22 protein-coding genes and 4 tRNA genes are annotated in these 24,606 nt (G+C 41.6%); 2 read left to right on the top strand and 24 right to left on the bottom strand.

All coding sequences use genetic code 11. The features are described from left to right. Window position 1: 1 nt before the first annotated feature. From rplB to QVH07_RS14585, 23 genes are all read right to left on the bottom strand, one after another. A complete protein-coding gene (gene rplB / locus QVH07_RS14695; RefSeq protein ID WP_290001747.1) occupies window positions 2-826 on the bottom strand; it encodes a 50S ribosomal protein L2 in 825 nt (274 codons plus the stop codon). Window positions 827-839: 13 nt separating this feature from the next. Continuing rightward, the gene (gene rplW / locus QVH07_RS14690; protein ID WP_290001745.1) at window positions 840-1,127 is read right to left on the bottom strand and encodes a 50S ribosomal protein L23; all 288 of its coding nucleotides are present in this window, start codon (window positions 1,125-1,127) and stop codon (window positions 840-842) included. 4 nt (window positions 1,128-1,131) lie between these two features. Next, on the bottom strand, window positions 1,132-1,761 hold the full coding sequence (gene rplD, locus QVH07_RS14685; protein ID WP_290001743.1) for a 50S ribosomal protein L4: 630 nt from the start codon (window positions 1,759-1,761) through the stop codon (window positions 1,132-1,134). A 3-nt stretch (window positions 1,762-1,764) separates the two neighbouring features. Beyond that, complete coding sequence (rplC, locus tag QVH07_RS14680; protein WP_290001742.1) at window positions 1,765-2,397, bottom strand: 50S ribosomal protein L3; 633 nt, start codon at window positions 2,395-2,397, stop codon at window positions 1,765-1,767. Window positions 2,398-2,642: 245 nt separating this feature from the next. Continuing rightward, window positions 2,643-2,948 (bottom strand): 30S ribosomal protein S10, encoded by a 306-nt coding sequence (gene rpsJ, locus QVH07_RS14675; RefSeq protein ID WP_290001741.1) that lies wholly within the window; start codon window positions 2,946-2,948, stop codon window positions 2,643-2,645. Window positions 2,949-2,959: 11 nt separating this feature from the next. After that, a complete protein-coding gene (gene fusA / locus QVH07_RS14670) occupies window positions 2,960-5,083 on the bottom strand; it encodes an elongation factor G (protein ID WP_290001739.1) in 2,124 nt (707 codons plus the stop codon). Between the two features lie 5 nt (window positions 5,084-5,088). Then, window positions 5,089-5,556 carry a 30S ribosomal protein S7 gene (gene rpsG / locus QVH07_RS14665; RefSeq protein ID WP_290001738.1) on the bottom strand — a complete coding sequence of 156 codons (468 nt, stop codon included), beginning with the start codon at window positions 5,554-5,556 and terminating at the stop codon, window positions 5,089-5,091. 19 nt (window positions 5,557-5,575) lie between these two features. Continuing rightward, window positions 5,576-5,959 carry a 30S ribosomal protein S12 gene (gene rpsL / locus QVH07_RS14660; protein WP_076501441.1) on the bottom strand — a complete coding sequence of 128 codons (384 nt, stop codon included), beginning with the start codon at window positions 5,957-5,959 and terminating at the stop codon, window positions 5,576-5,578. 98 nt (window positions 5,960-6,057) lie between these two features. Next, a complete protein-coding gene (locus QVH07_RS14655; RefSeq protein WP_290001733.1) occupies window positions 6,058-6,381 on the bottom strand; it encodes a DUF3467 domain-containing protein in 324 nt (107 codons plus the stop codon). A gap of 62 nt (window positions 6,382-6,443) precedes the next feature. Then, complete coding sequence (rpoC, locus tag QVH07_RS14650) at window positions 6,444-10,757, bottom strand: DNA-directed RNA polymerase subunit beta' (RefSeq protein WP_290001732.1); 4,314 nt, start codon at window positions 10,755-10,757, stop codon at window positions 6,444-6,446. 46 nt (window positions 10,758-10,803) lie between these two features. Further along, window positions 10,804-14,679 (bottom strand): DNA-directed RNA polymerase subunit beta, encoded by a 3,876-nt coding sequence (gene rpoB, locus QVH07_RS14645; RefSeq protein WP_290001731.1) that lies wholly within the window; start codon window positions 14,677-14,679, stop codon window positions 10,804-10,806. A gap of 156 nt (window positions 14,680-14,835) precedes the next feature. Then, window positions 14,836-15,216 (bottom strand): 50S ribosomal protein L7/L12, encoded by a 381-nt coding sequence (rplL, locus tag QVH07_RS14640; RefSeq protein WP_290001730.1) that lies wholly within the window; start codon window positions 15,214-15,216, stop codon window positions 14,836-14,838. Window positions 15,217-15,256: 40 nt separating this feature from the next. Beyond that, on the bottom strand, window positions 15,257-15,799 hold the full coding sequence (gene rplJ, locus QVH07_RS14635) for a 50S ribosomal protein L10 (protein WP_290001729.1): 543 nt from the start codon (window positions 15,797-15,799) through the stop codon (window positions 15,257-15,259). 2 nt (window positions 15,800-15,801) lie between these two features. Next, entirely contained in the window at window positions 15,802-16,500 is a 699-nt protein-coding gene (gene rplA, locus QVH07_RS14630; protein WP_290001727.1) for a 50S ribosomal protein L1, read from the bottom strand. Between the two features lie 10 nt (window positions 16,501-16,510). Beyond that, on the bottom strand, window positions 16,511-16,954 hold the full coding sequence (gene rplK / locus QVH07_RS14625) for a 50S ribosomal protein L11 (protein WP_290001726.1): 444 nt from the start codon (window positions 16,952-16,954) through the stop codon (window positions 16,511-16,513). 3 nt (window positions 16,955-16,957) lie between these two features. Further along, on the bottom strand, window positions 16,958-17,515 hold the full coding sequence (gene nusG / locus QVH07_RS14620; RefSeq protein WP_290001724.1) for a transcription termination/antitermination protein NusG: 558 nt from the start codon (window positions 17,513-17,515) through the stop codon (window positions 16,958-16,960). A 19-nt stretch (window positions 17,516-17,534) separates the two neighbouring features. Beyond that, a complete protein-coding gene (gene secE, locus QVH07_RS14615) occupies window positions 17,535-17,723 on the bottom strand; it encodes a preprotein translocase subunit SecE (protein WP_290001722.1) in 189 nt (62 codons plus the stop codon). 15 nt (window positions 17,724-17,738) lie between these two features. Next, window positions 17,739-17,812: transfer RNA gene (locus tag QVH07_RS14610), tRNA-Trp, on the bottom strand. 114 nt (window positions 17,813-17,926) lie between these two features. Continuing rightward, the gene (gene tuf / locus QVH07_RS14605) at window positions 17,927-19,114 is read right to left on the bottom strand and encodes an elongation factor Tu (protein ID WP_290001721.1); all 1,188 of its coding nucleotides are present in this window, start codon (window positions 19,112-19,114) and stop codon (window positions 17,927-17,929) included. A gap of 60 nt (window positions 19,115-19,174) precedes the next feature. Beyond that, a tRNA-Thr gene (locus QVH07_RS14600) sits at window positions 19,175-19,246 on the bottom strand. Window positions 19,247-19,276: 30 nt separating this feature from the next. Beyond that, window positions 19,277-19,349 (bottom strand) — tRNA-Gly (locus QVH07_RS14595). An 88-nt stretch (window positions 19,350-19,437) separates the two neighbouring features. Next, window positions 19,438-19,520 (bottom strand) — tRNA-Tyr (locus tag QVH07_RS14590). Between the two features lie 154 nt (window positions 19,521-19,674). Further along, complete coding sequence (locus QVH07_RS14585) at window positions 19,675-22,284, bottom strand: M1 family metallopeptidase (protein ID WP_290001718.1); 2,610 nt, start codon at window positions 22,282-22,284, stop codon at window positions 19,675-19,677. A gap of 2 nt (window positions 22,285-22,286) precedes the next feature. Between QVH07_RS14585 and QVH07_RS14580 the strand changes: the two genes are divergently transcribed. Further along, a complete protein-coding gene (locus tag QVH07_RS14580; protein WP_290001715.1) occupies window positions 22,287-22,853 on the top strand; it encodes an acyl-CoA carboxylase biotin carboxyl carrier protein subunit in 567 nt (188 codons plus the stop codon). Between the two features lie 11 nt (window positions 22,854-22,864). Here the strand turns inward: QVH07_RS14580 and QVH07_RS14575 are convergent, their stop codons facing one another. After that, window positions 22,865-23,692 (bottom strand): SDR family NAD(P)-dependent oxidoreductase, encoded by an 828-nt coding sequence (locus QVH07_RS14575; RefSeq protein WP_290001713.1) that lies wholly within the window; start codon window positions 23,690-23,692, stop codon window positions 22,865-22,867. Between the two features lie 199 nt (window positions 23,693-23,891). Here QVH07_RS14575 and pyrH point away from each other — a divergent pair, with 199 nt between their 5' ends. Continuing rightward, on the top strand, window positions 23,892-24,602 hold the full coding sequence (pyrH, locus tag QVH07_RS14570) for a UMP kinase (protein WP_290001711.1): 711 nt from the start codon (window positions 23,892-23,894) through the stop codon (window positions 24,600-24,602). Window positions 24,603-24,606: the final 4 nt, after the last annotated feature.

Here is a 24,606-nt window from a genome sequence, read left to right as displayed (position 1 = left end):
ATTATTTAGATCTTTTGCTGATGATGAATTTATTCGAATACTTCTTGCTAGCTCGGGTCTTCTTTCCTTTAGCCAAAACACCAGTTCTGGATCTTGGATGACCACCGGATGAACGTCCTTCACCACCACCCATTGGGTGATCTACTGGGTTCATCGCTACACCTCTTACTCTTGGACGTGCACCTAACCATCTTTTTCTACCTGCTTTTCCAAGAACCACATTCATATGGTCCGCATTGGAAACAGATCCGATAGTGGCCATACAAACGCCAAGTACCAATCTCATCTCACCGGATGGAAGTTTAACAGTCACGTATTTTCCCTCACGAGCAACAATCTGCGCATAACCTCCTGCACTTCTTACCATTGCTGCTCCTTTGCCAGGCTTCAATTCCACATTGTGTACAATTGTACCCAAAGGAATATTCATCATGCGCATAGCATTACCTACCTCAGGTGCTACTTTCTCTCCGGAAATCACTGTTTGTCCAACTTGCAAACCTTCCGGTGCGATAATATAGGCTTTCGCTCCGTCTGCATAGTATAACAGTGCAAGTCGAGCGGTTCTGTTTGGATCATACTCGATACCTTTTACAGTAGCAGGTACATCAAACTTATTTCTCTTGAAGTCTACTACACGTAGTCTTCTCTTATGACCACCACCGATATTTCGCTGGGTCATTTTGCCTTGATTATTTCTACCTCCTGATTTCTTCAAAGGGGCAAGAAGAGACTTCTCTGGCGCTGACTTAGTAATCTCGTCAAACGCGGGAGCTACTCTAAATCTCGTCCCTGGAGTAATCGGATTCATTTTTTTAATTGCCATGATACTGATTCAATTAAACTTCTCCGTAAAAATCAATTACATCACCTTCAGCGACTTCAACCATTGCCTTCTTAAAGGAATTGGTGAATCCTGATACGATCTGGCTTTTAGTGTATCTGGTCTTTCTCTTTGCGGCATAGCGCATAGTTCTGACAGATACAACTTTTACACCATATGTCTTTTCTACAGCTGCTTTGATCTCTGGCTTCTTGGCAGTTTTATCTACCACGAATCCATAAACGCCACCTTCATTCATGGCGGAAACCTTCTCTGTAATTATGGGCTGCTTTAGAATATCCATTGTCTTATTTCGATAAAATGGTTTCCAACATACTCACAGACCCTTCGCAAAGCACTAACTGATCAGCGTGAAGCACCTGGTAAGTATTTACATCATTTACAGTGACTACCTGGGACTTTGGTAAGTTTCTGCTGGACAGATAAACATTCTTATTTGCCTCTGGCAAAACCACCAATGTCTTTTTGTCTCCAAGAGACAATCCGTTCAGCAAGTTCACATAGTCCTTAGTCTTTGGAGAATCCAAAGTTAGGTTCTCTAGAATGGTAAGGCTTTCTTCCTGAACCTTGTAAGTCAAAGCTGACTTTCTAGCCAATTGCTTCAACTTCTTATTCAATTTGAAAGAATAGTTTCTTGGTCGTGGACCAAAAATTCTACCACCACCTCTGAAAAGTGGAGACTTGATAGAACCTGCTCTTGCCGTACCAGTACCCTTTTGCTTTTTGATCTTTTTAGTAGATCCAGCAATTTCGTTTCTTTCCTTAGACTTATGAGTCCCCTGTCTTTGATTAGCCAGGTACTGCTTTACGTCTAAGTATATCGCGTGATCGTTTGGTTCGATCCCGAAAATTTCCTCAGAAAGTGTCACCTTTCTTCCGGTATCTTCTCCTTTATGATTGATTACTGCTAATTCCATGGCTTATTTCTCTAGAATTACATAAGAATTTTTTGGACCTGGAACAGAGCCAGAAACCAAAATCAGATTCTTTTCAGGATAAATTTTCATCACCTTAAGGTTGACGACTTTAACCCTGTCACCACCCATTCTTCCAGCCATTCTTAATCCCTTAAATACTCGGGAAGGCCAAGAACAAGCACCAATCGAACCAGGGTGTCTCTGTCTGTTGTGCTGACCGTGAGTAGCATCACCCACACCACCAAAACCATGACGTTTAACCACACCTTGGAATCCTTTACCTTTAGAAGTCCCGATAGCATCCACGAAGTCACCTTCTTTGAATACTTCTTCAGACTTCACAGTAGCTCCTAGATCTACCTGGCCTTCAAACTCGACCCGGAAATCACGGAACTCAACAACCTTGTGCTTAGGAGTGGTACCAGCCTTTTTAAAATGGCCGATTAATGGCTTCGGAGTGTTTTTCTCCTTCCGCTCACCAAATCCTAGTTGCACAGCGCTGTACCCGTCTGTTTCAACGTTTTTTACTTGCGTAACTACGCAAGGACCAGCTTCTATTAGCGTGCATGCGACATTACGTCCATCGGCACTAAAAATGCTAGTCATTCCTACTTTTTTTCCAATAATACCAGACATCTTAATAAGATAATTTGATAATTCTCAAGCGCTTAGGCGCGTGAGCCCTTTTTAAGGACTGCAAAGTTACTGAAATAAAATTCTGTAACAAACACCCCTCAGTTTATTTTCCCCTGATTTTCAGGTTTTTTGCTTCTCCTCCAAAACATTTTGCATGAGCAGCATTTCAATTCTTAATTCCTGGATTGCAAAAGAAAAGACCTGAGCAAAAACTCAGGTCTTTCTTTTTGAAATTTCAGGTGAAATCAAACTTTGATTTCTACATCCACACCACTCGGAAGCTCGATTTTCATCAAAGCATCCACAGTCTTAGAACTGTTTGAGTAGATGTCTACCAATCTCTTGTAGGTACAAAGCTGGTATTGGTCCCTTGCTTTCTTGTTTACGTGTGGCGACTTAAGCACAGTAAACTTCTCTTTTTTAGTTGGCAATGGAATAGGTCCAACCACAACAGCTCCTGTAGATTTTACAGCCTTTACGATTTTCTCTGATGACTTATCCACCAGGCTATGATCGTATGATTTTAGTTTTATTCTGATTTTCTGATTCAACTCAATATTCTTTAGGCTTTTTCACCTTTAACGTTTGCAATCACAGATTCCGCAATATTATTCGGAACCGCCGCATAATGCGAGAATGTCAATGAAGCGGTAGCTCTACCAGAGGTAATGGTTCTAAGGTCAGTGATATAGCCAAACAATTCTGACAATGGAACATCAGCCTTAACAACAGATGAAGTTCCTTTAGTATCCATTCCTTTCATCAAACCTCTTCTTCTATTCAAGTCACCAGTGATAGGTCCTGTGTACTCATCAGGGGTTACCACATCTACAGCCATGATCGGCTCTAGCAACTGTGGACTACACTGTCTTGCTGCTTCCTTAAATCCAATTCTCGCCGCCAATTCAAATGACAAAGCATCAGAATCGACATCGTGGAAGGAACCATGGAACAATCTCACTTTCATGGAATCGATAGGATATCCTGCAAGTGGACCATTGTTCATAGCCTCAGCAAATCCCTTCTGGATAGATGGAATGAATTCTTTAGGAATAACACCACCAACGATAGCATTTTCGAATTCAAGTCCTGGCTTAATTTCACCAGTCTCTGGATCTTCAGGTTTTGGACCGATCTCAAATACGATATCGGCAAATTTACCCTTACCACCAGTTTGCTTCTTATAAACTTCTTTATGTTCAACACTTGAGAAAAGAGCTTCTTTGTATGCAACCTGAGGCGCACCTTGGTTGATCTCAACCTTGAACTCTCTCTTCAAACGGTCAATAATAATATCAAGGTGAAGCTCTCCCATACCTCTAAGGATAGTCTGACCAGTTTCATGGTCAGTGTTGACCTGTAGAGTTGGGTCTTCTTCTACAAGCTTTGCGATAGCCATACCTAGCTTATCCACGTCAGCCTGAGTCTTAGGCTCAATAGCATAACCAATTACTGGCTCTGGGAAAATCATAGATTCAAGGACTACCTTTCTTTGCTCATGGCAAAGGGTATCTCCAGTTTTGATATCCTTAAACCCTACTACTGCTCCAATATCACCTGCTCTTAAAGCATCGATTTGATTCTGCTTATTGGCATGCATCTGGAACACTCGAGAAATTCTCTCTTTATTTCCAGACCGGCTATTGAACACGTAGGAACCTGAATCAAGAACTCCTGAATAAGCCCTAACGAAACAAAGTCTACCTACGAATGGGTCAGTAGCAATCTTAAATGCAAGACCTGCGAAAGGCTCATCTTCATTTGGCGCAATGGCTACCTTCTTTTCTTCATCCTCTAAGTCTGAAGCGATGATATCATCTTTATCCAAAGGAGAAGGAAGAATTTCCATAACCAAATCGAGCATGGTCTGCACTCCTTTATTTTTAAATGAAGAACCACAAACCATAGGAACGATCTTCATGTCAATAGTAGCTGCACGAAGGGCACTTAGGATCTCTGCCTCGGTGATCGAATTAGGATCATCGAAGAATTTTTCCATCAAGCTTTCATCATAATCAGCTACCGCTTCAAGCAAATGTTCTCTCCACTGAGCTACTTCGTCTACCATGTCTTCAGGAATCGGAACTTCTTCAAAAGTCATCCCCATATCCTCTTCGTTCCAGACAATTCCTCTATTGTTGATCAAATCAACAACACCTCTAAATTTATCTTCGGCACCGATAGGCAACTGCAATGGAACTGCGTAGCTTCCTAGCATTTCCTTTACTTGCTTACAAACTTCAAGGAAGTTTGCGCCAGCTCGGTCCATTTTGTTCACGAATCCGATTCGTGCTACTTTATAGTTATCAGCTAATCGCCAGTTAGTTTCAGACTGTGGTTCAACACCATCCACAGCACTGAAAAGGAAGACAAGACCATCCAATACTCTCAAGGATCTGTTTACTTCCACTGTGAAGTCCACGTGTCCGGGAGTATCGATGATATTGATTTGGTATTTCTGATCTCTGTAATTCCAAAATACGGTAGTAGCAGCAGATGTAATAGTAATACCTCTCTCCTGCTCCTGCGCCATCCAGTCCATGGTTGCAGCACCGTCGTGAACCTCACCTATTTTGTGAGAAACACCTGAATAAAAAAGAATTCTTTCGGTAGTAGTAGTTTTACCTGCATCAATGTGTGCAGCAATACCGATGTTTCTGGTGAATTTTAAATCTCTCTTCGACATCCTAATTAAAATCTAAAGTGGGAGAATGCTTTATTCGCTTCGGCCATTCTGTGCGTGTCATCTTTCTTCTTAACAGCAGCACCTTCACCTTTGGAAGCCGCGATGATCTCGCCTGCAAGACGATCCATCATGGTTTTTTCACCTCTTTTTCTGGAATATTGAATCATCCATTTGATCCCTAATGCCATTTTTCTCTCGGGTCGAACTTCCATTGGAACCTGGAATGTAGCACCACCAACTCTACGACTCTTCACCTCAACGGATGGAGCAATATTGTTAAGCGCCTTTCTCCAAACTTCAAGACCATTCTCACCTACTTTTTCTTCAACCTTTTCTACCGCATCGTAGAAAATATTGTAAGCAATACTCTTCTTACCATCTACCATAAGACAATTCACAAACTTGGTTACCAAGGTGTCATTGAACTTCGGATCAGGAAGAATATATCTCTTCTTTGGTTTCGCTTTTCTCATTTTTTCTTGTTGTTATAAATTACTTCTTAGCGTCCTTTGGGCGCTTAGCACCATACTTAGAGCGACCTTGCTTACGGTCTTTTACTCCGGCAGTATCTAGTGCACCTCGGATGATGTGATATCTTACACCTGGTAAATCCTTAACACGACCACCTCTGATCAATACGATCGAGTGCTCCTGTAAATTATGACCTTCTCCAGGGATATAGGCATTCACTTCCTTCCCGTTTGTCAATCTCACCCTGGCCACTTTCCTCATCGCTGAGTTAGGCTTCTTAGGGGTGGTAGTGTATACTCTGGTACAAACTCCTCTTCGCTGAGGACATGCGTCCAAAGCTCTAGATTTTGATTTGGTCTCCAGTGTAGTTCTACCTTTTCTTACTAACTGTTGAATAGTAGGCATTAACTGATAAAATTTAGTCTTCCTGTAAACTGTTAAATTTTGGACTGCAAAGGTAAAGAAAGAATTAAGATGAACAAAATTAAGAAGTTATATTTCTTTTATGCTTCTCCAGCCGGTCCAAAACTCACCGGAAACTGAGGGGTTCCTCCTGATGGATTGATCTTCCCGAAAGCTTTTTCATACTTATCAATATTATCTTTCAAAGCCGCCAGAAGTCTCTGTGCATGCTCTGGGGTGACAATCACACGAGATTTGACTTTCGCCTTTGGTACTCCCGGCATTAATCGAATAAAATCAATTACAAACTCAGAATTTGAGTGAGCAATCATGGCTAGATTTGAATAAACACCTTCAGCTACCTCTTCTGATAGCTCAATATTTATTGGCTGATTTCCTGGTTTCTTGTTTTTTGGATCTTCCATAATTTTTGGATTAAAAAAGGCCTGCGATACGCAGGCCTTTTCAATTAAAATTTATCTATTCATTAAAGAATCGCTTCACTTGATCTGGTCGATGGAGTATTTTCCATGTTCTCAGAAAGTTGTTCGTACTCCTCCTTTGAACCGACGATCATGTTTTGAATTCTTCTCTGGCCTGTACCTGCTGGAATCAGGTGACCTACGATCACATTTTCCTTTAGACCAAGCAACTCATCACGCTTACCACGGATGGAAGCTTCAGATAGTACCTTGGTAGTTTCCTGGAAGGAAGCAGCAGATATAAAGCTTTCTGTTCCTAGGGAAGCCGCCGTGATACCTTGAAGAGTAGGCTTAGAAACTGCAGTTTCAGCATCTCTTACCTGAACAACCTTCAAGTCCTTACGCTTCAAGCTAGAATTTTCATCTCTCAGCCTTCTGGCAGAAATGATCATACCTGGCTTCAAAGTGCTGGAATCTCCGGCATCCATCACCACCTTCTTGTCTAGAATAATGTCATTTTCCTCACGGAAAGCCCATTTATCTACGACTTGATTTTGAAGGAATCCTGTATCACCAGCATCTAGTATTTCTACTTTCTGCATCATTTGGCTTACGATAACTTCAATGTGCTTATCATTGATCTTCACACCTTGTAATCTATAAACCTCCTGGATTTCATTCACAAGATATTCCTGAACAGCAGTTGGGCCTTTAATGGCAAGTATATCATTTGGAGTAATCGCCCCATCAGAAAGTGGTTCACCCGCACGGATAAAGTCATTCTCCTGAACCAGGATATGCTTAGAAAGAGAAACCATATACTTCTTCGTGATTCCATCTTTTGATGTAATCAAGATTTCTCTATTACCTCGCTTGATACCTCCGTATGCTACCACTCCGTCAATCTCAGAAACTACTGCTGGGTTCGATGGGTTTCTAGCCTCGAAAAGCTCAGTCACTCTAGGAAGACCTCCTGTAATATCTCTGGTTTTACCCACAGATCTTGGAATCTTCACAAGTACCTGACCTGCTTTCACCTTATCTCCTTGCTCTACAGCAAGGTGAGCTTCTACCGGAATATTGTATGACTTAGAGTCATCTCCATAATTCACGATAATAGCCGGGTTTTTGGTTCTGTCCTTAGAGTCGATGATAACCTTTTCACGGAAGCCAGTCTGATCATCAGCTACCTCCTTATAAGTAATACCTTCTACGATGGATTCAAATTCAACAGAACCATCGAATTCTGAAAGGATTACAGCATTGTAAGGATCCCAAGTACAAAGAGAATCACCTTTTCCTATTTTCTGACCATCCTTCACTGCAAGGTGAGCGCCATAAGGAACGTGATTAGACACGAGTGTCTTTCCAGATTTCGCATCGTTGATTTTGATCTCACCTGATCTACCCATTACTACCATCACTTTCTCACCGTCCTTATTGGAAGACTCGATCCATCTTAGCTCTTCGTCAAACTCAACCTTACCTTCAAATTTCGCAGTAATGGAAGCCTCTACAGCCATGTTGGATGCAGTACCACCTACGTGGAAAGTTCTCAGGGTAAGCTGTGTTCCTGGTTCACCAATGGACTGAGCAGCAATCACACCAACGGACTCACCGTTTTGGACGATATTGCCAGTAGCCAAGTTTCTACCATAACACTTAGAGCAAACACCTCTACGGGTTTCACAAGTCAAAACGGATCTGATTTCCACCTCTTCAATAGATGATTCATCTACCTTGGCAGCTATCTCATCAGAAATTTCTTCACCAGCACTGATGATTAGTTCATCAGTTTGTGGATCATAAACATCATGAACGGATACTCTACCTACAATTCTTTCAGAAAGTGGCTCAACAATCTCGTCATTGTCACGAAGTGGTTCTACCACTAGGCCTCTCAAGGTTCCGCAGTCCTCTTCGGTAACAATCATATCCTGGGCTACATCTACCAATCGACGGGTCAAATAACCAGCATCGGCAGTTTTAAGAGCTGTATCTGCAAGACCTTTTCTCGCACCGTGAGTGGAGATAAAGTATTCCAATACATCAAGACCTTCCTTAAAGTTGGAAAGAATTGGGTTTTCGATAATCTCACCAACAGACCCTTGAAGGTTTTTCTGTGGTTTCGCCATCAAACCTCTCATGCCACCCAGCTGACGAATTTGCTCTCTGGAACCTCTTGCTCCTGAGTGCATCATCATATAAATAGCATTGAACCCTTGCTTATCCTCTTCCATCTGCTTCATCAGATTATTAGTCAGATGAGAGTTGGTACGAGTCCAGATGTCAATTACCTGGTTATATCTTTCGTTATCTGTAATCAGACCCATTAAGTAGTTATTCCATACTTGGTCAACTTCCTCCTGCGCCTTAGCAATCATTGGATCTTTCTCCTCAGGAATAATTACGTCATTAAGTCCCATAGAAAGTCCACCTCGATATGCCATTTGGAATCCAAGACTCTTAATGTCATCAAGGAATTGAGCCGTTCTTGAAATTCCACAAACCTTCACTACCTGAGCGATAATTTGCTGCAATTTCTTCTTGGTCAAAAGCTCATTTACAAACCCTACTTCCTCAGGTACATATTGGTTGAAGATCAACCTACCAGCAACCGTTTCTACGATCTGCTCTTTGATCTCGCCGCTTGCATCACGCACATTAACTTTACACTTAATATTTGCATGCTGAGAAATTGCCCCTTCATTGAGAGCAATGATTACCTCTTCCTGGCTATAGAAAGTCATCCCCTCACCTGGAACAGGCTCTTCAGGTGTTGACTTTTTACCTTTGGTCACATAATACAGACCCAAAACCATATCCTGAGAAGGTACCGTAATTGGTGCTCCATTTGCAGGGTTAAGGATATTGTGAGCAGAAAGCATTAGGGTAGAAGCCTCAAGAATAGCTTCATGTCCAAGCGGAACGTGAACGGCCATTTGGTCACCGTCAAAATCCGCATTAAATGCAGTACACACCAATGGGTGAAGCTGAATCGCTTTACCTTCTATAAGCTTTGGCTGGAAAGCCTGAATACCTAATCTGTGAAGCGTAGGAGCACGGTTAAGCAATACAGGGTGTCCTTTCAATACATTTTCAAGAATATCCCATACTACCGGATCCTTACGATCAACAATCTTCTTAGCAGACTTTACAGTCTTCACAATACCTCTTTCGATTAGTTTCCTGATAATAAAAGGCTTGAAAAGCTCCGCAGCCATATTTTTAGGAAGACCACACTCGTGAAGCTTCAATTCAGGACCCACTACGATCACCGAACGACCGGAGTAATCCACACGCTTACCGAGCAAGTTTTGACGGAAACGACCTTGCTTACCTTTCAACATATCAGAAAGGGATTTTAGCGCACGATTTCCATCTGATCTTACCGCATTTACTTTTCTTGAATTATCAAATAAGGAGTCAACAGCCTCCTGAAGCATTCTCTTTTCGTTTCTCAAGATCACCTCAGGTGCCTTAATATCGATCAAACGCTTCAATCGGTTATTTCTGATGATTACTCTTCTATAAAGATCATTCAAGTCAGAGGTAGCGAATCTACCACCATCAAGAGGAACCAAAGGTCTCAATTCTGGCGGGATCACTGGAACCATTCTCACGATCATCCACTCAGGACGATTCTCAATTCTGGTCCTGGCATCTCTGAAAGCCTCAACAACTTTCAGTCTCTTCAACGCCTCAGCTTTTCTCTGCTGAGAGGTATCAGTTGCTGCCTGATGTCTCAAGGAGTAAGAAAGATCATCTAGATCGAGACGAGCAAGAAGCATTTCAAGAGCTTCAGCACCCATCTTAGCGATAAACTTATTTGGATCATCGTCATCTAATTGATGATTCTCCTTCGGAAGTTTATCCATAATATCCAGATACTCATCTTCAGTCAGGAAGTCCAGATATTGAACTCCATCCTCTTCTTTGATACCTGGCTGCACTACAGCATATCGCTCGTAGTATACAATTTGATCAAGCTTTTTGGTCGGAAGACCTAATAGATATCCGATCTTATTTGGAAGAGATTTGAAGTACCAAATATGAGCTACAGGAACCACCAACTCGATGTGACCCATTCGCTCTCTACGCACTTTCTTCTCTGTCACCTCAACACCACATCGATCGCAAATGATGCCTTTATATCGAATACGCTTATATTTTCCACAATGACACTCCCAGTCTTTCACTGGACCAAAAATTCTCTCACAGAACAAACCGCCCATTTCAGGCTTGTACGTTCTGTAGTTGATGGTTTCTGGCTGAGTCACCTCTCCGTTTGAGCTATCCAGAATAGATTCTGGAGAGGCCAAACTGATGGTCACTCTTGAAAAGTCATTGTTGAGTTTTTTATTTTTTCTAAACGCCATAGTTTTTGAATATAGGTTTGGGCCTTTTCAGGCCCGATAAGCCAAATTAATCTAAGGTAATCTCTAATGCCAAGCCTCTTAGCTCATGAACCAATACATTGAATGATTCAGGAATATTTGGCTTAGGAAGGTTTTCACCTTTCACAATCGACTCGTATGCTTTTGCACGACCGATTACATCGTCAGACTTCACTGTAAGAATCTCTTGCAGTACATGAGAAGCACCGAATGCCTCGAGTGCCCATACCTCCATCTCTCCAAATCGCTGGCCACCAAACTGAGCTTTACCACCCAATGGTTGCTGCGTAATCAGAGAGTATGGCCCGATAGATCTTGCGTGCATCTTATCATCGACTAGGTGACCCAGCTTCAGCATATAAGCAATACCCACGGTTACCGGCTGATCAAATCTATTTCCAGATAATCCATCATAAAGGTAAGTTCTACCAAATGCTGGAAGACCGGCAAGCTCTAGCTCATTTGAAACTTCTTCCATGGTAGCTCCATCGAAAATAGGAGTAGCATATTTCTTACCTAGTTTCTGACCGGCCCATGCAAGTACAGTTTCAAAAATCTGACCAATGTTCATTCTGGAAGGTACACCAAGTGGATTCAAGACGATGTCCATTGGAGTTCCATCCTCAAGGAATGGCATGTCCTCGTCTCTAACGATTCGAGCTACAATACCTTTGTTTCCGTGACGACCAGCCATCTTATCACCTACTTTCAGTTTACGCTTTTTAGCCACGTAAACTTTCGCAAGCTGAACGATACCTGCAGGAAGCTCATCTCCTACCTCTAAGGTGAATCTTTCTCTCTTGAATACACCACTGATTTCGTTTCGCGAATTGGTATAATTTTTAACCAATTTAACGATTAGATCATTGATGCGCTCATCCTTAGTCCAATCATCAAGAATGATATCAGAGATCAAGTTTGCCTCCTCTGGAACATTGTAGTTAGACTCGTCTCTATAAGGATTCTTCGCTGGGAATAAATTATTCTCAATGTTTTTCGCATTGAACTTTGTTCCCTTACTGATGATCTCATCACCGAACTTATGCTTCACTCCCTGAGAGGTCTGTCCATCCAGAATAGTCACCAACTTATTGATCATTCTCTCTCTGATCGCAAGAAGGTCCTTAGAGTACCTTGCCTTTAGCTTTTCAACCTCAGCCTTAGATTTTGCTCGATGATCTTTGTCCTTCTTAGGTCTGGAGAATAATTTGGTTTCAATTACTACGCCGTTAAGAGATGGGGAAGCTTTCAAAGAAGCGTCCTTCACATCACCTGCCTTATCTCCAAAGATTGCTCTAAGAAGCTTTTCTTCCGGAGTAGGGTCCGTTTCACCTTTTGGAGTAATCTTACCAATGATGATGTCACCTTCTTTGATCTCAGCTCCGATTCGGATGATTCCATTTTCGTCGAGATGCTTAACTGCTTCCTCAGATACGTTAGGAATTTCAGAAGTCAATTCTTCCTCTCCTCTTTTAGTATCTCTTACTTCAAGCTGGAACTCTTCCACGTGGATAGAGGTAAAAATATCCTCTCTTACTACACGCTCAGAAATCACGATCGCATCCTCAAAGTTATAACCTTGCCATGGCATGTATGCCACTTTAAGGTTCTTACCTAAAGCAAGTTCACCTTCGTTCGTAGAATATCCTTCTACCAGAACCTGACCCTTAACTACTTTCTGCCCTTTCAGCACCAATGGCGTCAGGTTGATGGTAGTGTCTTGGTTAGTTCTTCTGAACTTAATCAAGTCATAGGTTTTGTACTCATCGGAGAAGTTTACTAGGAGCTCATCATCAGTCAAATCATATTTGATTGTAATTTTACAAGCATCCACATAATCCACAACACCATTAGCCTCAGCTATGATAAGCGATCTGGAATCTACTGCGGCTCTCGCCTCTAGTCCGGTACCTACGATTGGAGACTCCGCCTTAAGCAAAGGAACTGCCTGGCGCTGCATGTTTGATCCCATCAGTGCTCTGTTCGCATCATCATGCTCCAAGAAAGGAATCAACGAAGCGGCAACAGATACAATCTGATTCGGCGCAACATCCATGTAGCTGATTTCCTTTGGATCAAGAACTGGGAAGTCACCTTCAAATCTTGCCTTTACTTTTTCGTTGACAAATTTCCCTGAATCATCTAGTGGGGCATTTGCCTGAGCAATATTATGATCATCTTCTTCCTCCGCTGTAAGGAAAATAATGTCATCTTTCTTCATTGCGACTTTTCCATTTTTCACCTTTCTATAAGGTGTCTCAAGGAAGCCCATTGAATTCACTTTCGCGTGAACGCACAAAGAGGAGATCAAACCAATGTTTGGTCCTTCAGGAGTTTCGATAGTACAAAGTCGACCGTAGTGCGTGTAGTGAACGTCTCGAACCTCGAAACCTGCTCTTTCTCTGGATAGTCCACCAGGTCCCAAAGCAGAAAGCCTTCTCTTATGAGTCAGCTCTGCCAATGGATTCGTTTGATCCATAAACTGAGAAAGCTGATTGGTTCCGAAAAAGGAATTGATCACAGAAGAAAGTGTTCTTGCGTTGATCAAGTCTACAGGCTTGAAGTCCTCATTATCCCGAACATTCATTCTTTCACGGATGGTTCTCGCCATTCTCGCAAGACCAACTCCGAATTGACTGTAAAGTTGTTCGCCTACAGTTCTAACTCTTCTATTACTCAAGTGATCAATATCATCCACTACTGCTTTCGAATTGATTAAGCCGATCAAATACTTCACAATAGAAATGATATCGTCCTTGGTCAAGACAATTTTCTCAGCCTCGATATCAAGACCAAGCTTTTTGTTAATTCTATATCGTCCTACTTCTCCAAGATCATATCTCTTATCGGAGAAGAAAAGACTATTTATCACCTCACGAGCGGTAGACTCATCAGGTGCTTCTGTATTTCTAAGTTGTCGATAAATTACCTCAACCGCTTCCTTTTCAGAATTTGAGTTATCCTTTTGAAGAGTATTGTAGACAATAGAGTAATCTGCAATGTTCACATCTTCCCTGTGAAGGATGATGCTTTTAGCTCCAGATTCCAAAATCAAGTCTACATCTTCAGGGGTAAGGACAGTATCTCTTTCGAGAAGTACTTCATTCCTATCGATAGAAACTACCTCACCAGTATCCTCATCCACAAAGTCTTCAACCCAAGTTCTCAAAACACGGGCAGCCAGCTTTCGGTTTACGGCTTTCTTAAGGGCAGTTTTATTTGCCTTCACTTCTTCTGAAAGCCCAAACAGATCAAGTATATCTTTATCAGATCCATAACCAATCGCTCTCAATAGAGTGGTTACAGGAAACTTCTTCTTACGATCGATATAAGCGTACATAACATTATTAATGTCTGTAGCGAATTCGATCCAAGAACCTTTAAAAGGAATGATTCTAGCTGAATACAGCTTTGTTCCATTCGTATGCTTACTCTGAGCAAAGAAAACTCCAGGTGACCTGTGAAGCTGAGAAACGATAACTCTTTCTGCTCCATTGATCACAAAAGAACCTTTTTCTGTCATGTAAGGAAGATTTCCTAGAAAGACCTCTTGCTCGATGGTCTCAAAATCTTCATTGTCCTCATCATGACATAATAATCTAAGCTTTGCCTTGAGAGGAACTGAGTAGGTCAGTCCGCGGTCAATGCACTCGCCCACGTTGTATTTTGGAGGATCTACAGCATAATCGATAAACTCCAAAGTGAAATTCTCACGAGAATCACTGATTGGGAAGTTTTCAGAAAATACTTTAAATAATCCATCCGCACGACGCTTTTCAGCAGGAGTATCCAATTGGAAGAAATCCTTAAAGGACTGCAATTGAATATCTAAGAAATCGGGATAGTCTTTGACCACCTTAATGGAGGAGAAACTTTTCCTTTCGGTTTGATTCTTGATAGCCAAGGTAGTTTGTGTTTATAGTGAAATAAATTCTTATTTAGCTACAATTTTAGCTAATTATAATGCAATTTTAGACCTGTGCATAAACAGGAAAAGACCTGACTGATTTAGTCAGGTCTTAGGAGTTAAACCAGGTCCTATTGGCTCTGGTTTAACAAATTACTTGATTTCTACTTCAGCGCCAGCCTCTTCCAAGGACTTCTTAAGAGCCTCAGCTTCGTCTTTTGCTATACCTTCTTTAAGGGCCTTTGGTGCAGAGTCAACTAGCTCCTTAGCATCTTTCAATCCAAGTCCAGTCAATTCTTTAACCAATTTTACTACAGCTAGCTTAGAAGCACCTGCTGCCTTAAGAATTACATCAAAAGATGTTTTCTCTTCTGCAGCTTCAGCTTCACCGCCACCAGCACCACCAGCTACTACTACAGCTCCAGCTGAAGCAGGCTCGATTCCGTACTCTTCCTTAAGCAGGTTTGTCAATTCTTGAACCTCTTTTACAGTCAAGTTTACCAACCCTTCTGCAATTTCTTTGATATCTGCCATTGTATTATAAATTTAAAATTTTCTGTTTTTGATTAGTTTTTTAATTTTCTCCTCTGTCTTCCAAAGCCTTCAAAACTCCAGTAATATTGTTTTGTCCACTTTGCAAAGCTCCAAGAAGGTTCATAGTTGGAGACTGAAGCAAGCCCAATAGGTCTCCCAACAGTTCATCCTTAGATTTCAGCTTAGAAAGCATGGTCAGGTTATCCTCACCGAGGATAATATCAGTATCGATCGCAGCTCCTTTAAAAGCTGGCATCCCATCTTTCTTACCTAATTTCTTTCTGAAATCCAGCAATACCTTTGCTGGCAAATTATTTGTTTCCTTCGAGAATAAAATTCCTGAGAATCCTTTCAACGCATTTTCCGAAAGTTCTGAGAAATCTTGATCAAGATTCTCAAGTGCTTTAGAAATCAAGGTGTTTTTGTACACTTTGTACTCAACTCCTTTTTCAAAACACATTCTTCGGAATGCATTCACGGTAGCTACGTCAAAACCAGAAGCATCCGTGATGTAGAAGAAAGGAGTTTCCTTTAGCTTCTCGGTAAGACCATCAATGATCTCTTTCTTTTCTGCTCTAGTCATGATTAAATTCCTTGAATGCTTGATTTATCCAGCTTGATGCCCGGAGACATAGTGCTGGAAATGTTGATACTCTGGAAATAAGTTCCTTTAGCAGATGCTGGCTTTAACTTAGAGATCGTCGTGATAAGCTCCCTGGCATTCTCTTCGATTTTCTCTGGTGAGAAAGATATTTTAGCGATGCTCGCGTGAATGATTCCAAACTTATCTACTTTAAAATCAATCTTACCAGCCTTCACTTCTTTCACAGCCTTAGCTACATCCATAGTAACTGTACCTGCCTTTGGATTCGGCATCAGGCCTCTTGGTCCCAATACTCGCCCTAATCTACCTACTTTAGCCATTACGTTTGGCTGGGTGATGATGACATCAATGTCAGTCCACCCACCTTCGATTTTAGCTATGTAGTCATCTAATCCTACGTAGTCTGCACCAGCTTCTGTAGCCTCGTCTACTTTGTCAGGAGTGCAAAGAACCAATACTTTGATATCTTTACCGGTACCGTGTGGAAGTGCTACAACACCTCTTACCATTTGATCGGCTTTACGTGGATCTACACCCAAACGGATGTCCAAATCAACGGAAGCGTCAAACTTCACATCAGTAATTTCCTTAACAATAGAAGATGCTTCAGAAAGGGAATATTCCTGACTAGGATCGTATTTCTCAAGTGCTGCTTTCAGCTTTTTAGTTAACTTCGCCATAGTCTAATATTTATGCCTCCCAAGGAGCTCGTCCAGATACTTTGATTCCCATACTTCTAGCGGTACCCGCTACCATTTTCATAGCAGATTCCACTTTGAAAGCGTTAAGGTCAGGCATCTTCACTTCAGCGATTTCTTTCACCTGATCCCAGGTTACAGAACCCACCTTTTTTCTGTTTGGCTCCGCAGAACCACTCTTTAGCTTTGCCGCCTGCAACAGCATGTTTGCTGCTGGAGGAGTCTTAATGACAAAGTCAAAAGACTTATCAGAATAAATTGTAACCAAAACCGGTAGCAATTGCCCCATTTTTTCTTGGGACCTTGCGTTGAATTGCTTACAAAACTCCATAATGTTCAGACCCTTGGAACCAAGAGCTGGACCTACAGGAGGTGAAGGGTTAGCCTGGCCACCTCTCACTTGTAATTTTAAATAACCAGTGATTTCCTTAGCCATTGCTTAGTCTTGTTTTTCTACTTGTATAAAGTTTAATTCAACAGGAGTATTTCGACCAAAGATCTTGACCATAACATTCAATTTCTTCTTGTCATCAAATATCTCCTCAATCGTCCCGGTAAATCCACTGAAGGGCCCGTCCATCACTTTTACGGACTCTCCGACTATATATGGTGTATCCAGCTTCTCGGCAAACTCATCAATCTCCTCAACCTTACCTAAAATACGGTTGACTTCAGACTGACGTAATGGCTCGGGGGTTTTGGAAGCTCCCCCGGAGTTTGACCCTAAAAAGCCGATTACTCCCGGTATACTTGTAATTACATGGTTGGCTTCACCATTCGAAAGATCCGCATTGACTAAAACATACCCAGGAAAGAAATTTCTCTCCCTAACACGCTTTTTGCCATTTCGCATCTCGTAGACTTTCTCAGAAGGGATCAGGACTTCAGGAATAAATTCCTCAAGAGTCTGCCTATTAATCTCATTATCGAGATAGGTTTTCGTCTTTTTTTCTTGTCCAGCTACCACCCTGAGTACGTACCACTTATGTTCTGCCATCCTGTAAAAATCAATTCAATTAGAATAAATCATAAAACCATGTCATGATATTTTCGAAACCTAAATCCACTCCACCTATAAATAGGGCGAAGATCAAGGAGGCTACTAATACCAAAACCGCACTGTTTTGAAGAAATGAATATTTAGGCCAAGTGACCTTATTTCTCATTTCATCGTACGCTTCTAAAACAAAGTTTTTCAGATTCATAGTGTACTTTCTTATTGGCACGGGCAGAGAGATTCGAACTCCCATCAACGGTTTTGGAGACCGCTATTCTGCCATTGAACTATGCCCGTGTGAATGAACGTTCCGCTAATGGGAACGCAAAAGTAGTTATTGATTAATAAAGAAACAAATGCGACTCCAATAAATTGAAGTCGCATTGTATAATTTATAAATCTAGAAAGGTATTAGTCTAGGATTTCAGTAACCTGACCTGCACCTACAGTACGGCCACCTTCTCTGATCGCGAAACGAAGTCCTACCTCAAGAGCAACCTTATTAAGAAGATTAACTTGGATAGTAACGTTATCACCTGGCATTACCATTTCCACGTTTTCAGGAAGTTTGATCTCACCAGTTACGTCAGTTGTTCTTAAGTAGAACTGTGGACGGTACTTGTTAAAGAATGGTGTGTGACGTCCACCTTCTTCTTTAGAAAGAACGTAAACCTCGGCTTTGAACTCAGCGTGTGGAGTTACTGATCCTGGCTTACAGATAATCATACCTCTCTTAATCTGATCTTTCTCGATTCCTCTAAGAAGAAGACCTACGTTATCGCCAGCTTCACCTCTGTCCAAAATCTTACGGAACATCTCAACACCAGTCACAGTAGACTTCAATCCTTGTGCTCCCATACCGATAATATCAACTGGGTCACCAGAGTTAATTACACCTCTTTCGATTCTACCAGTTGCTACAGTACCTCTACCAGTGATAGAGAAAACGTCTTCTACAGGCATCAAGAAATCCTTATCAACAGCTCTTTCTGGAGTTGGGATAAATTCATCAACCGCGTCCATCAATTTAACTACAGTTTCAACCCACTCAGCTTCACCGTTCAATGCTCCAAGAGCAGAACCAGCGATCACAGGAATATTGTCTCCGTCGAATTCGTAGAAAGAAAGAAGTTCTCTTACTTCCATTTCTACCAATTCAAGAAGTTCTGGATCATCAACCATATCCACCTTGTTCATGAATACAACCAACTGAGGTACACCTACCTGACGGGCAAGAAGGATGTGCTCTCTAGTTTGTGGCATTGGTCCGTCAGTAGCTGCTACTACAAGGATAGCACCGTCCATTTGGGCAGCACCAGTTACCATGTTCTTAACGTAGTCAGCGTGACCTGGACAGTCAACGTGAGCGTAGTGTCTGTTTGCAGTTTGATATTCTACGTGAGAAGTATTAATCGTAATACCTCTTTCTTTTTCTTCCGGTGCGTTATCGATAGAAGAAAAGTCTCTTAATTCAGATAGACCCTTTGAAGCCAACACAGTTGTGATAGCAGCAGTCAAAGTAGTTTTTCCATGGTCGACGTGTCCGATGGTACCGATGTTCACGTGCGGTTTGGATCGGTCAAATGTTTCTTTTGCCATGCTTGAAAATCCTCAGTTTTAGTTAAAGATATGTTTATTTACTTTTTTATGAGTCCTTAGAGCCAACGACGGGATTTGAACCCGTGACCCCTTCCTTACCAAGGAAGTACTCTACCCCTGAGCTACGTCGGCTTAAACCCTGTTGTCTCGATTAAGACATCGAGCGGGAGACGAGGCTCGAACCCGCGACCTGCAGCTTGGAAGGCTGCCGCTCTACCAACTGAGCTACTCCCGCTTATAATTTTAATTCTTTCATTTAGAGACACTTTCGACGTTTCGAAAATGCCCTGCAAAATTAAAAAAAAATTTTGCATTGCAATATGTGGGGGAAACAGGATTCGAACCTGTGAAGACATAAGTCAACGGATTTACAGTCCGTCCCAGTTGGCCGCTTTGGTATTCCCCCAACTTTCATTACCTCAAGAACTTTGACTGTCCTCCTCTTGTAACGGATGGCAAAATTATACCCTTTTAGTAAAGATTCAAAACCTCTATTTTAAAATTGATAGCTTTTTGCTCAAAAAGTTTTTAACAAGCTATAAATCAAGTCTTTATTTTTCTCAGAGATTATTTAAAAAGTAGCCATAATACTGTTTTAGGAAGTCATCAGACTCTTTTCCTGAAATTCTTTGCATTTCTTCCACCACCTCTGGCTTATCCGCAAAACCCAACAGAGCCTGAAATGCTCCTAGCTTTTCCCCAGTCTTTGGGCTATTTTCCATCAGATTTAGAAGGTACAAAATAGCTTCTTCTTCCCCTTCATCCGGATTCATGCTAAAATACTCACCGAAGTACCCGAAGAAATAATAAAGGCCATCTCCACTCAAGCTTCGTACTTTTTCCATAAACCAGGGTCCTTTGCCTGTAATTGCATTATCGAGATAGTATTCTGCTACCGGAATTATCATATGATAGCTTTCCTCGGATTCATAGGACTCCACTTCCTCAAGACTCATTGGTTTGGTTTCAGAAGCCATTAACCCCATGAGGGCCGATCCAGCCACCAAATAAGAAGGGTGATTCACCATCAACCTGAAGGTCGGATTATATTTCTCCTTCCACTGAGCGGCCAAAACATCGAGAGCAGTGGATTTAACCGAATTATCCTCAGAGTTTGTTGCGATTGAAAATACAAGCTCTTCTAGTTCCGGCATATCCTGAAACCAAGAATCTTTACTCATCAAAGTAAGTAAGCTGTATTCCTGAATAGAAGAAAAATCGTCAGATAGACCGGCTTTTACGGCTTGCCGCCAAAGATCCTCTCTGCCAGAAATCTCCAAGCTGTCCAAAGCTTCGTATCTACTTACACCATATTCAGATTGGAAAAACTGCAGAGACCATTGTTCAGGAGAAAAGCTGGGATTGGTTATAGCCAAAAGCTCCTTTTGTTCATCAAAATAGACCACTTCAACCGGATCTTCATTTTCCAGTGCGAACTGTTGGAAGGCTCTTTCCAATACAAATCTTTTTGATCGTCTCACACCCTCTACGTACCAGGATACCTCAAAAGGAAGCTTATAAATAGGAGTGGTATTTAGATCCTGGGTTTGATAAACTTCCAATAGAACATTTTCGGGCTGAGAATAGTCTGCCCTGACTAGAAGCTGAGGGTGTCCTTTATCAAAAAACCATTGGTTAAAAAACCAATTCATATCCCTACCTGTCACTTCTTCAATCGCCAGCCGCAGATCATGAGCTTCAACAGATTTTAATGCATTCTCCTTAAGATAATGCTTGAGGCTTTCAAAAAACGCTTCGTCTCCTATTGCTTTGCGAAGCATATGGAGGATAGCGCCGCCTTTTGCATAGCTATGAGAATCAAACATATCCTCCGAGTCTTCATATTTAAACCGAATCAGGTCCACCTGTTTTGTTTCAGCCTCATAGAAATACCCTTCCTTCTCAGCCATTAATTTCAGATCCGCCTCATCTCTGCTGTAAAAATGTTCGTTCCATAAATACTCACTGTAATTCGCAAAGGCTTCATTAAGGGTCAAATTCGACCACGATTCTGTGGTGACGTAATCTCCAAACCACTGATGAAAGAGTTCATGAGCAATGATATAATCCCACTCCGAGTCGATTGCCTCACGCTCCGTCAGCCTTAACTCCTCCATAAAAATGGAAAGAGTAGTATTCTCCATAGCTCCCGATACAAAATCCCGAACTACAAGCTGATCATACTTGGGCCAAGGAAAATCCACCCCTAAAAGCTCCGAGAAAAACTCAATCATCTCAGGTGTATTCTGAAAAACCTTTTTGGCGCCGGCCTCAAAACCTTTCTCAACATAATAGCCCAGCGGGACATCTTCCCATGAGTCTGAAACTTTTCCAAAATCCCCAACTGCCACTGCAGCCAAGTAAGGCGCATGAGGAATATCCATTACCCATGTATCCTGCCTCATTCCATTTCCAAGGTCATTCTGACTTATGAGTTCACCATTGCTCAGACTTATTAAAGAATCGGGAACGGTGAGAATAAATTTTTGAGTGAAACGCTGATTAGGCTTATCCACCATGGGGAACCAACGGGAATTGTGCTCAGTCTCACCCTGAGTCCAAATCATGGTTGGCTTATTAGGGATGGTGTCCAGGGGATCGATAAAATATAATCCTTTGGTGTCGGTAATGGCAGAGCTGCCAGCTTTGGTGCTTCTTTCGGGAAATGCCTTGTAATTTATTTCTACCCAAATGGAGTCTTCTTTTTGAATTTCCTCTGGCAAGTAAATAGTGATTTTCTCAGCATCCGTATAGGAATATCCAAGCTTCAGTGTGTCCTCTCCTACTATCTTCGAAATTCTACCAAGTTCAAATTCTTTGGCGTCCAGCTCAAATGTCTTAATGGGATAAAAATGCGGGCTTATAAGTAATCTGGCTATTCCTGAAACAGATTGATTTTGATAGTCAAAGCCCAACTCCAATTCAACATGATGAACTTCAATATCTTTAGGGAAGCTTCCCCTGTAATCCAAAATCTCACTTTCTTTCTCGCGGAGAATTCTTACAAACTCCAATGAATCTTCCGTTGTAAATTCTGAGTCAGGTACTTCCTCTACTGTCTGATTCACTTCTTGTATCGGTACATCTGCCGTAGATTTACATCCAATAATCCCGGTAATTATGGCAAAAACGAAAATTGGAGTATACTTTAAAGAAAAAGTCTTGGGCATGGATGTCAATTGTTTCATCTTTGGAGATTGTCCTTCAGGGCATGCAAGTTAAGATTAAGAGGTATTTAAGCGATATGTATTCAGTAAATATTGGTGAAGAAAAGTTAACCATCGAGGTCAAAGACCAAGGATATCAAATCAATGATGAACTGGTCCAGATTGATATCAAAAAACTTAATGACAGCACAGTCCATGTGATTCATAAAAATAAGTCCTACGAAGTTGAATTTGTCCGCTTTCTGGACGAGGAAAAATCCATGGAAATCCGAATCGGAAACAAAATCGCTCAGGTCAGTCTGAAAGATAAGAATGACCTCCTGCTGGAAAAGTTGGGACTAAACTTAAAGAGCAGTGCCCATATCAGCGAGATAAAAGCCCCAATGCCGGGACTGATTTTAGAATTAAAAGTAAAGCCAGGAGATGAAGTAAAGAAAGGCGACGTAGTGCTGATACTGGAGGCCATGAAAATGGAAAATATAATCAAATCTCCCGGAGATGGAGTCGTCAAAGCTGTAAAAGCTGAACTCGGACAGAGCGTAGAAAAGAACCAGGTCCTGATCCAGTTTTGACCCGCATTGAATTATTGAAATCCGAAAAAGCGTTTGATTTTAGCTAATCTTTGAAGCGGGTTAGAGCGGATTAAAGCACGATTCCAACCAGGAAATAAGCGATTCAATATTACTGTGAAGCGCTCGGACCCTCCCACCACAAACTCTTCCTTTCCCTTAGCTACACCCACCAAAATATACTTGGCACAAACTTCCGGATCCATTCCTTTTTCCAAGGCATTTTGCATTTTTCCATTTGGGGTACCATCTCCCCTGAATCCAGCCACGGTAATGGCAGTCTTAACAAACCCAGGAATCACCAAATGAATTTTTAAATTGGTTTGAGCGGTCTCCGCTCGCAAAGAATCAAAGTATCCGTGAAGCGCATGCTTTGAGGCAGCATAGGCTGCAAGTTTGGGAACTCCATATTTTCCACTCAAACTTGAGGTGACCACCAAATGAAGAGCATCGTTAGGTTGCTTCAACTTTAACAAGGTTTTAGTAAGAATTACTGGACCCCAAAAATTAATATTCATGATTCGCTTTTCGACCATTACTTGCGTGTCGGATACAAGGTCCCGCACAGACATCCCCGCGTTTAAAAAAACCACATCAAAACCTCCAAAAATACTCCAAGCCTCTTCACCCTTCTGTTCAAGACTTTGATGATCTTCCACATCTATTTTCAGGAGCCGTACTGAATCTTTAGAAAATCTCGTTTGAATTTCTCTCAGTTTTTCATCCCTTCGGGCTGAAATAAGAACTCTTGCCTTGGAAGAAACCAGCCATCCAATCAGGCCTTCTCCTATTCCAGAAGAAGCTCCTACAACCCAAATCCTTTTATTTTGCCAGAAGTCCATTTCCCAAATGCAAAAAATACTTGGTTCAATTTACAGCAATCTGTATCAAATTTGATTTTGTGTCTAGCATTATGTCTTGAAGGAATTATATTTGTTCGATTGTTGGCACTCATATGGAGTTCCTCCTATCAAATTTTATTAATAATCCGATCACCATACAGGGTAGAATGTCCCAAACTTGAGAAACAAAACACCATCCATGAAATACAGAAGAATACTCCTTAAACTAAGTGGTGAAGCCCTAATGGGTGATAAGAGTTACGGGATTGACCCCGTTAGGCTCCAGCAATACAGCGATGAGATCAAAACCATTAAAGAAATGGGAGTTGAAATCGCAATTGTGATCGGAGGAGGAAATATTTTCAGAGGAGTCCAAGCAGAGAAATCAGGAATTGATCGAGTGCAAGGTGACTATATGGGAATGTTAGCGACCCTAATCAATGCCATGGCATTACAAAGTGCTTTGGAACAAAATGGAATGTACACCAGACTGATGTCGGGTATTAAGATAGAAAGCGTCTGTGAACCATTTATCCGGCGGAGAGCTATCCGCCACTTGGAAAAAGGTAGAATTGTAATTTTCGGCGCGGGAATCGGAAATCCATATTTCACGACTGATTCTACCGCAAGCCTTCGAGCGATAGAGGTAGAAGCCGAGGTGGTTCTAAAAGGAACACGGGTAGATGGAGTTTATACTGCAGATCCAGAAAAGGATGCGAATGCAACTAAATATGATAACATTTCCTTCTTTGAGGTTTATGAAAAAAACCTTAACGTGATGGATATGACAGCTTTTACCCTTTGTCAGGAAAACAATCTGCCCATCATTGTATTTGATATGAATAAGGTGGGAAACCTAAGCAGAATTATAAAAGGAGAAGAAATAGGAACTCTAATTTCGTCTAATTAAGAAA

The sequence above is a fragment of the Algoriphagus sediminis genome, from assembly GCF_030403435.1.
Lineage (GTDB): Bacteria > Bacteroidota > Bacteroidia > Cytophagales > Cyclobacteriaceae > Algoriphagus > Algoriphagus sediminis.
This window is presented reverse-complemented; position numbering and strand designations above follow the sequence as displayed.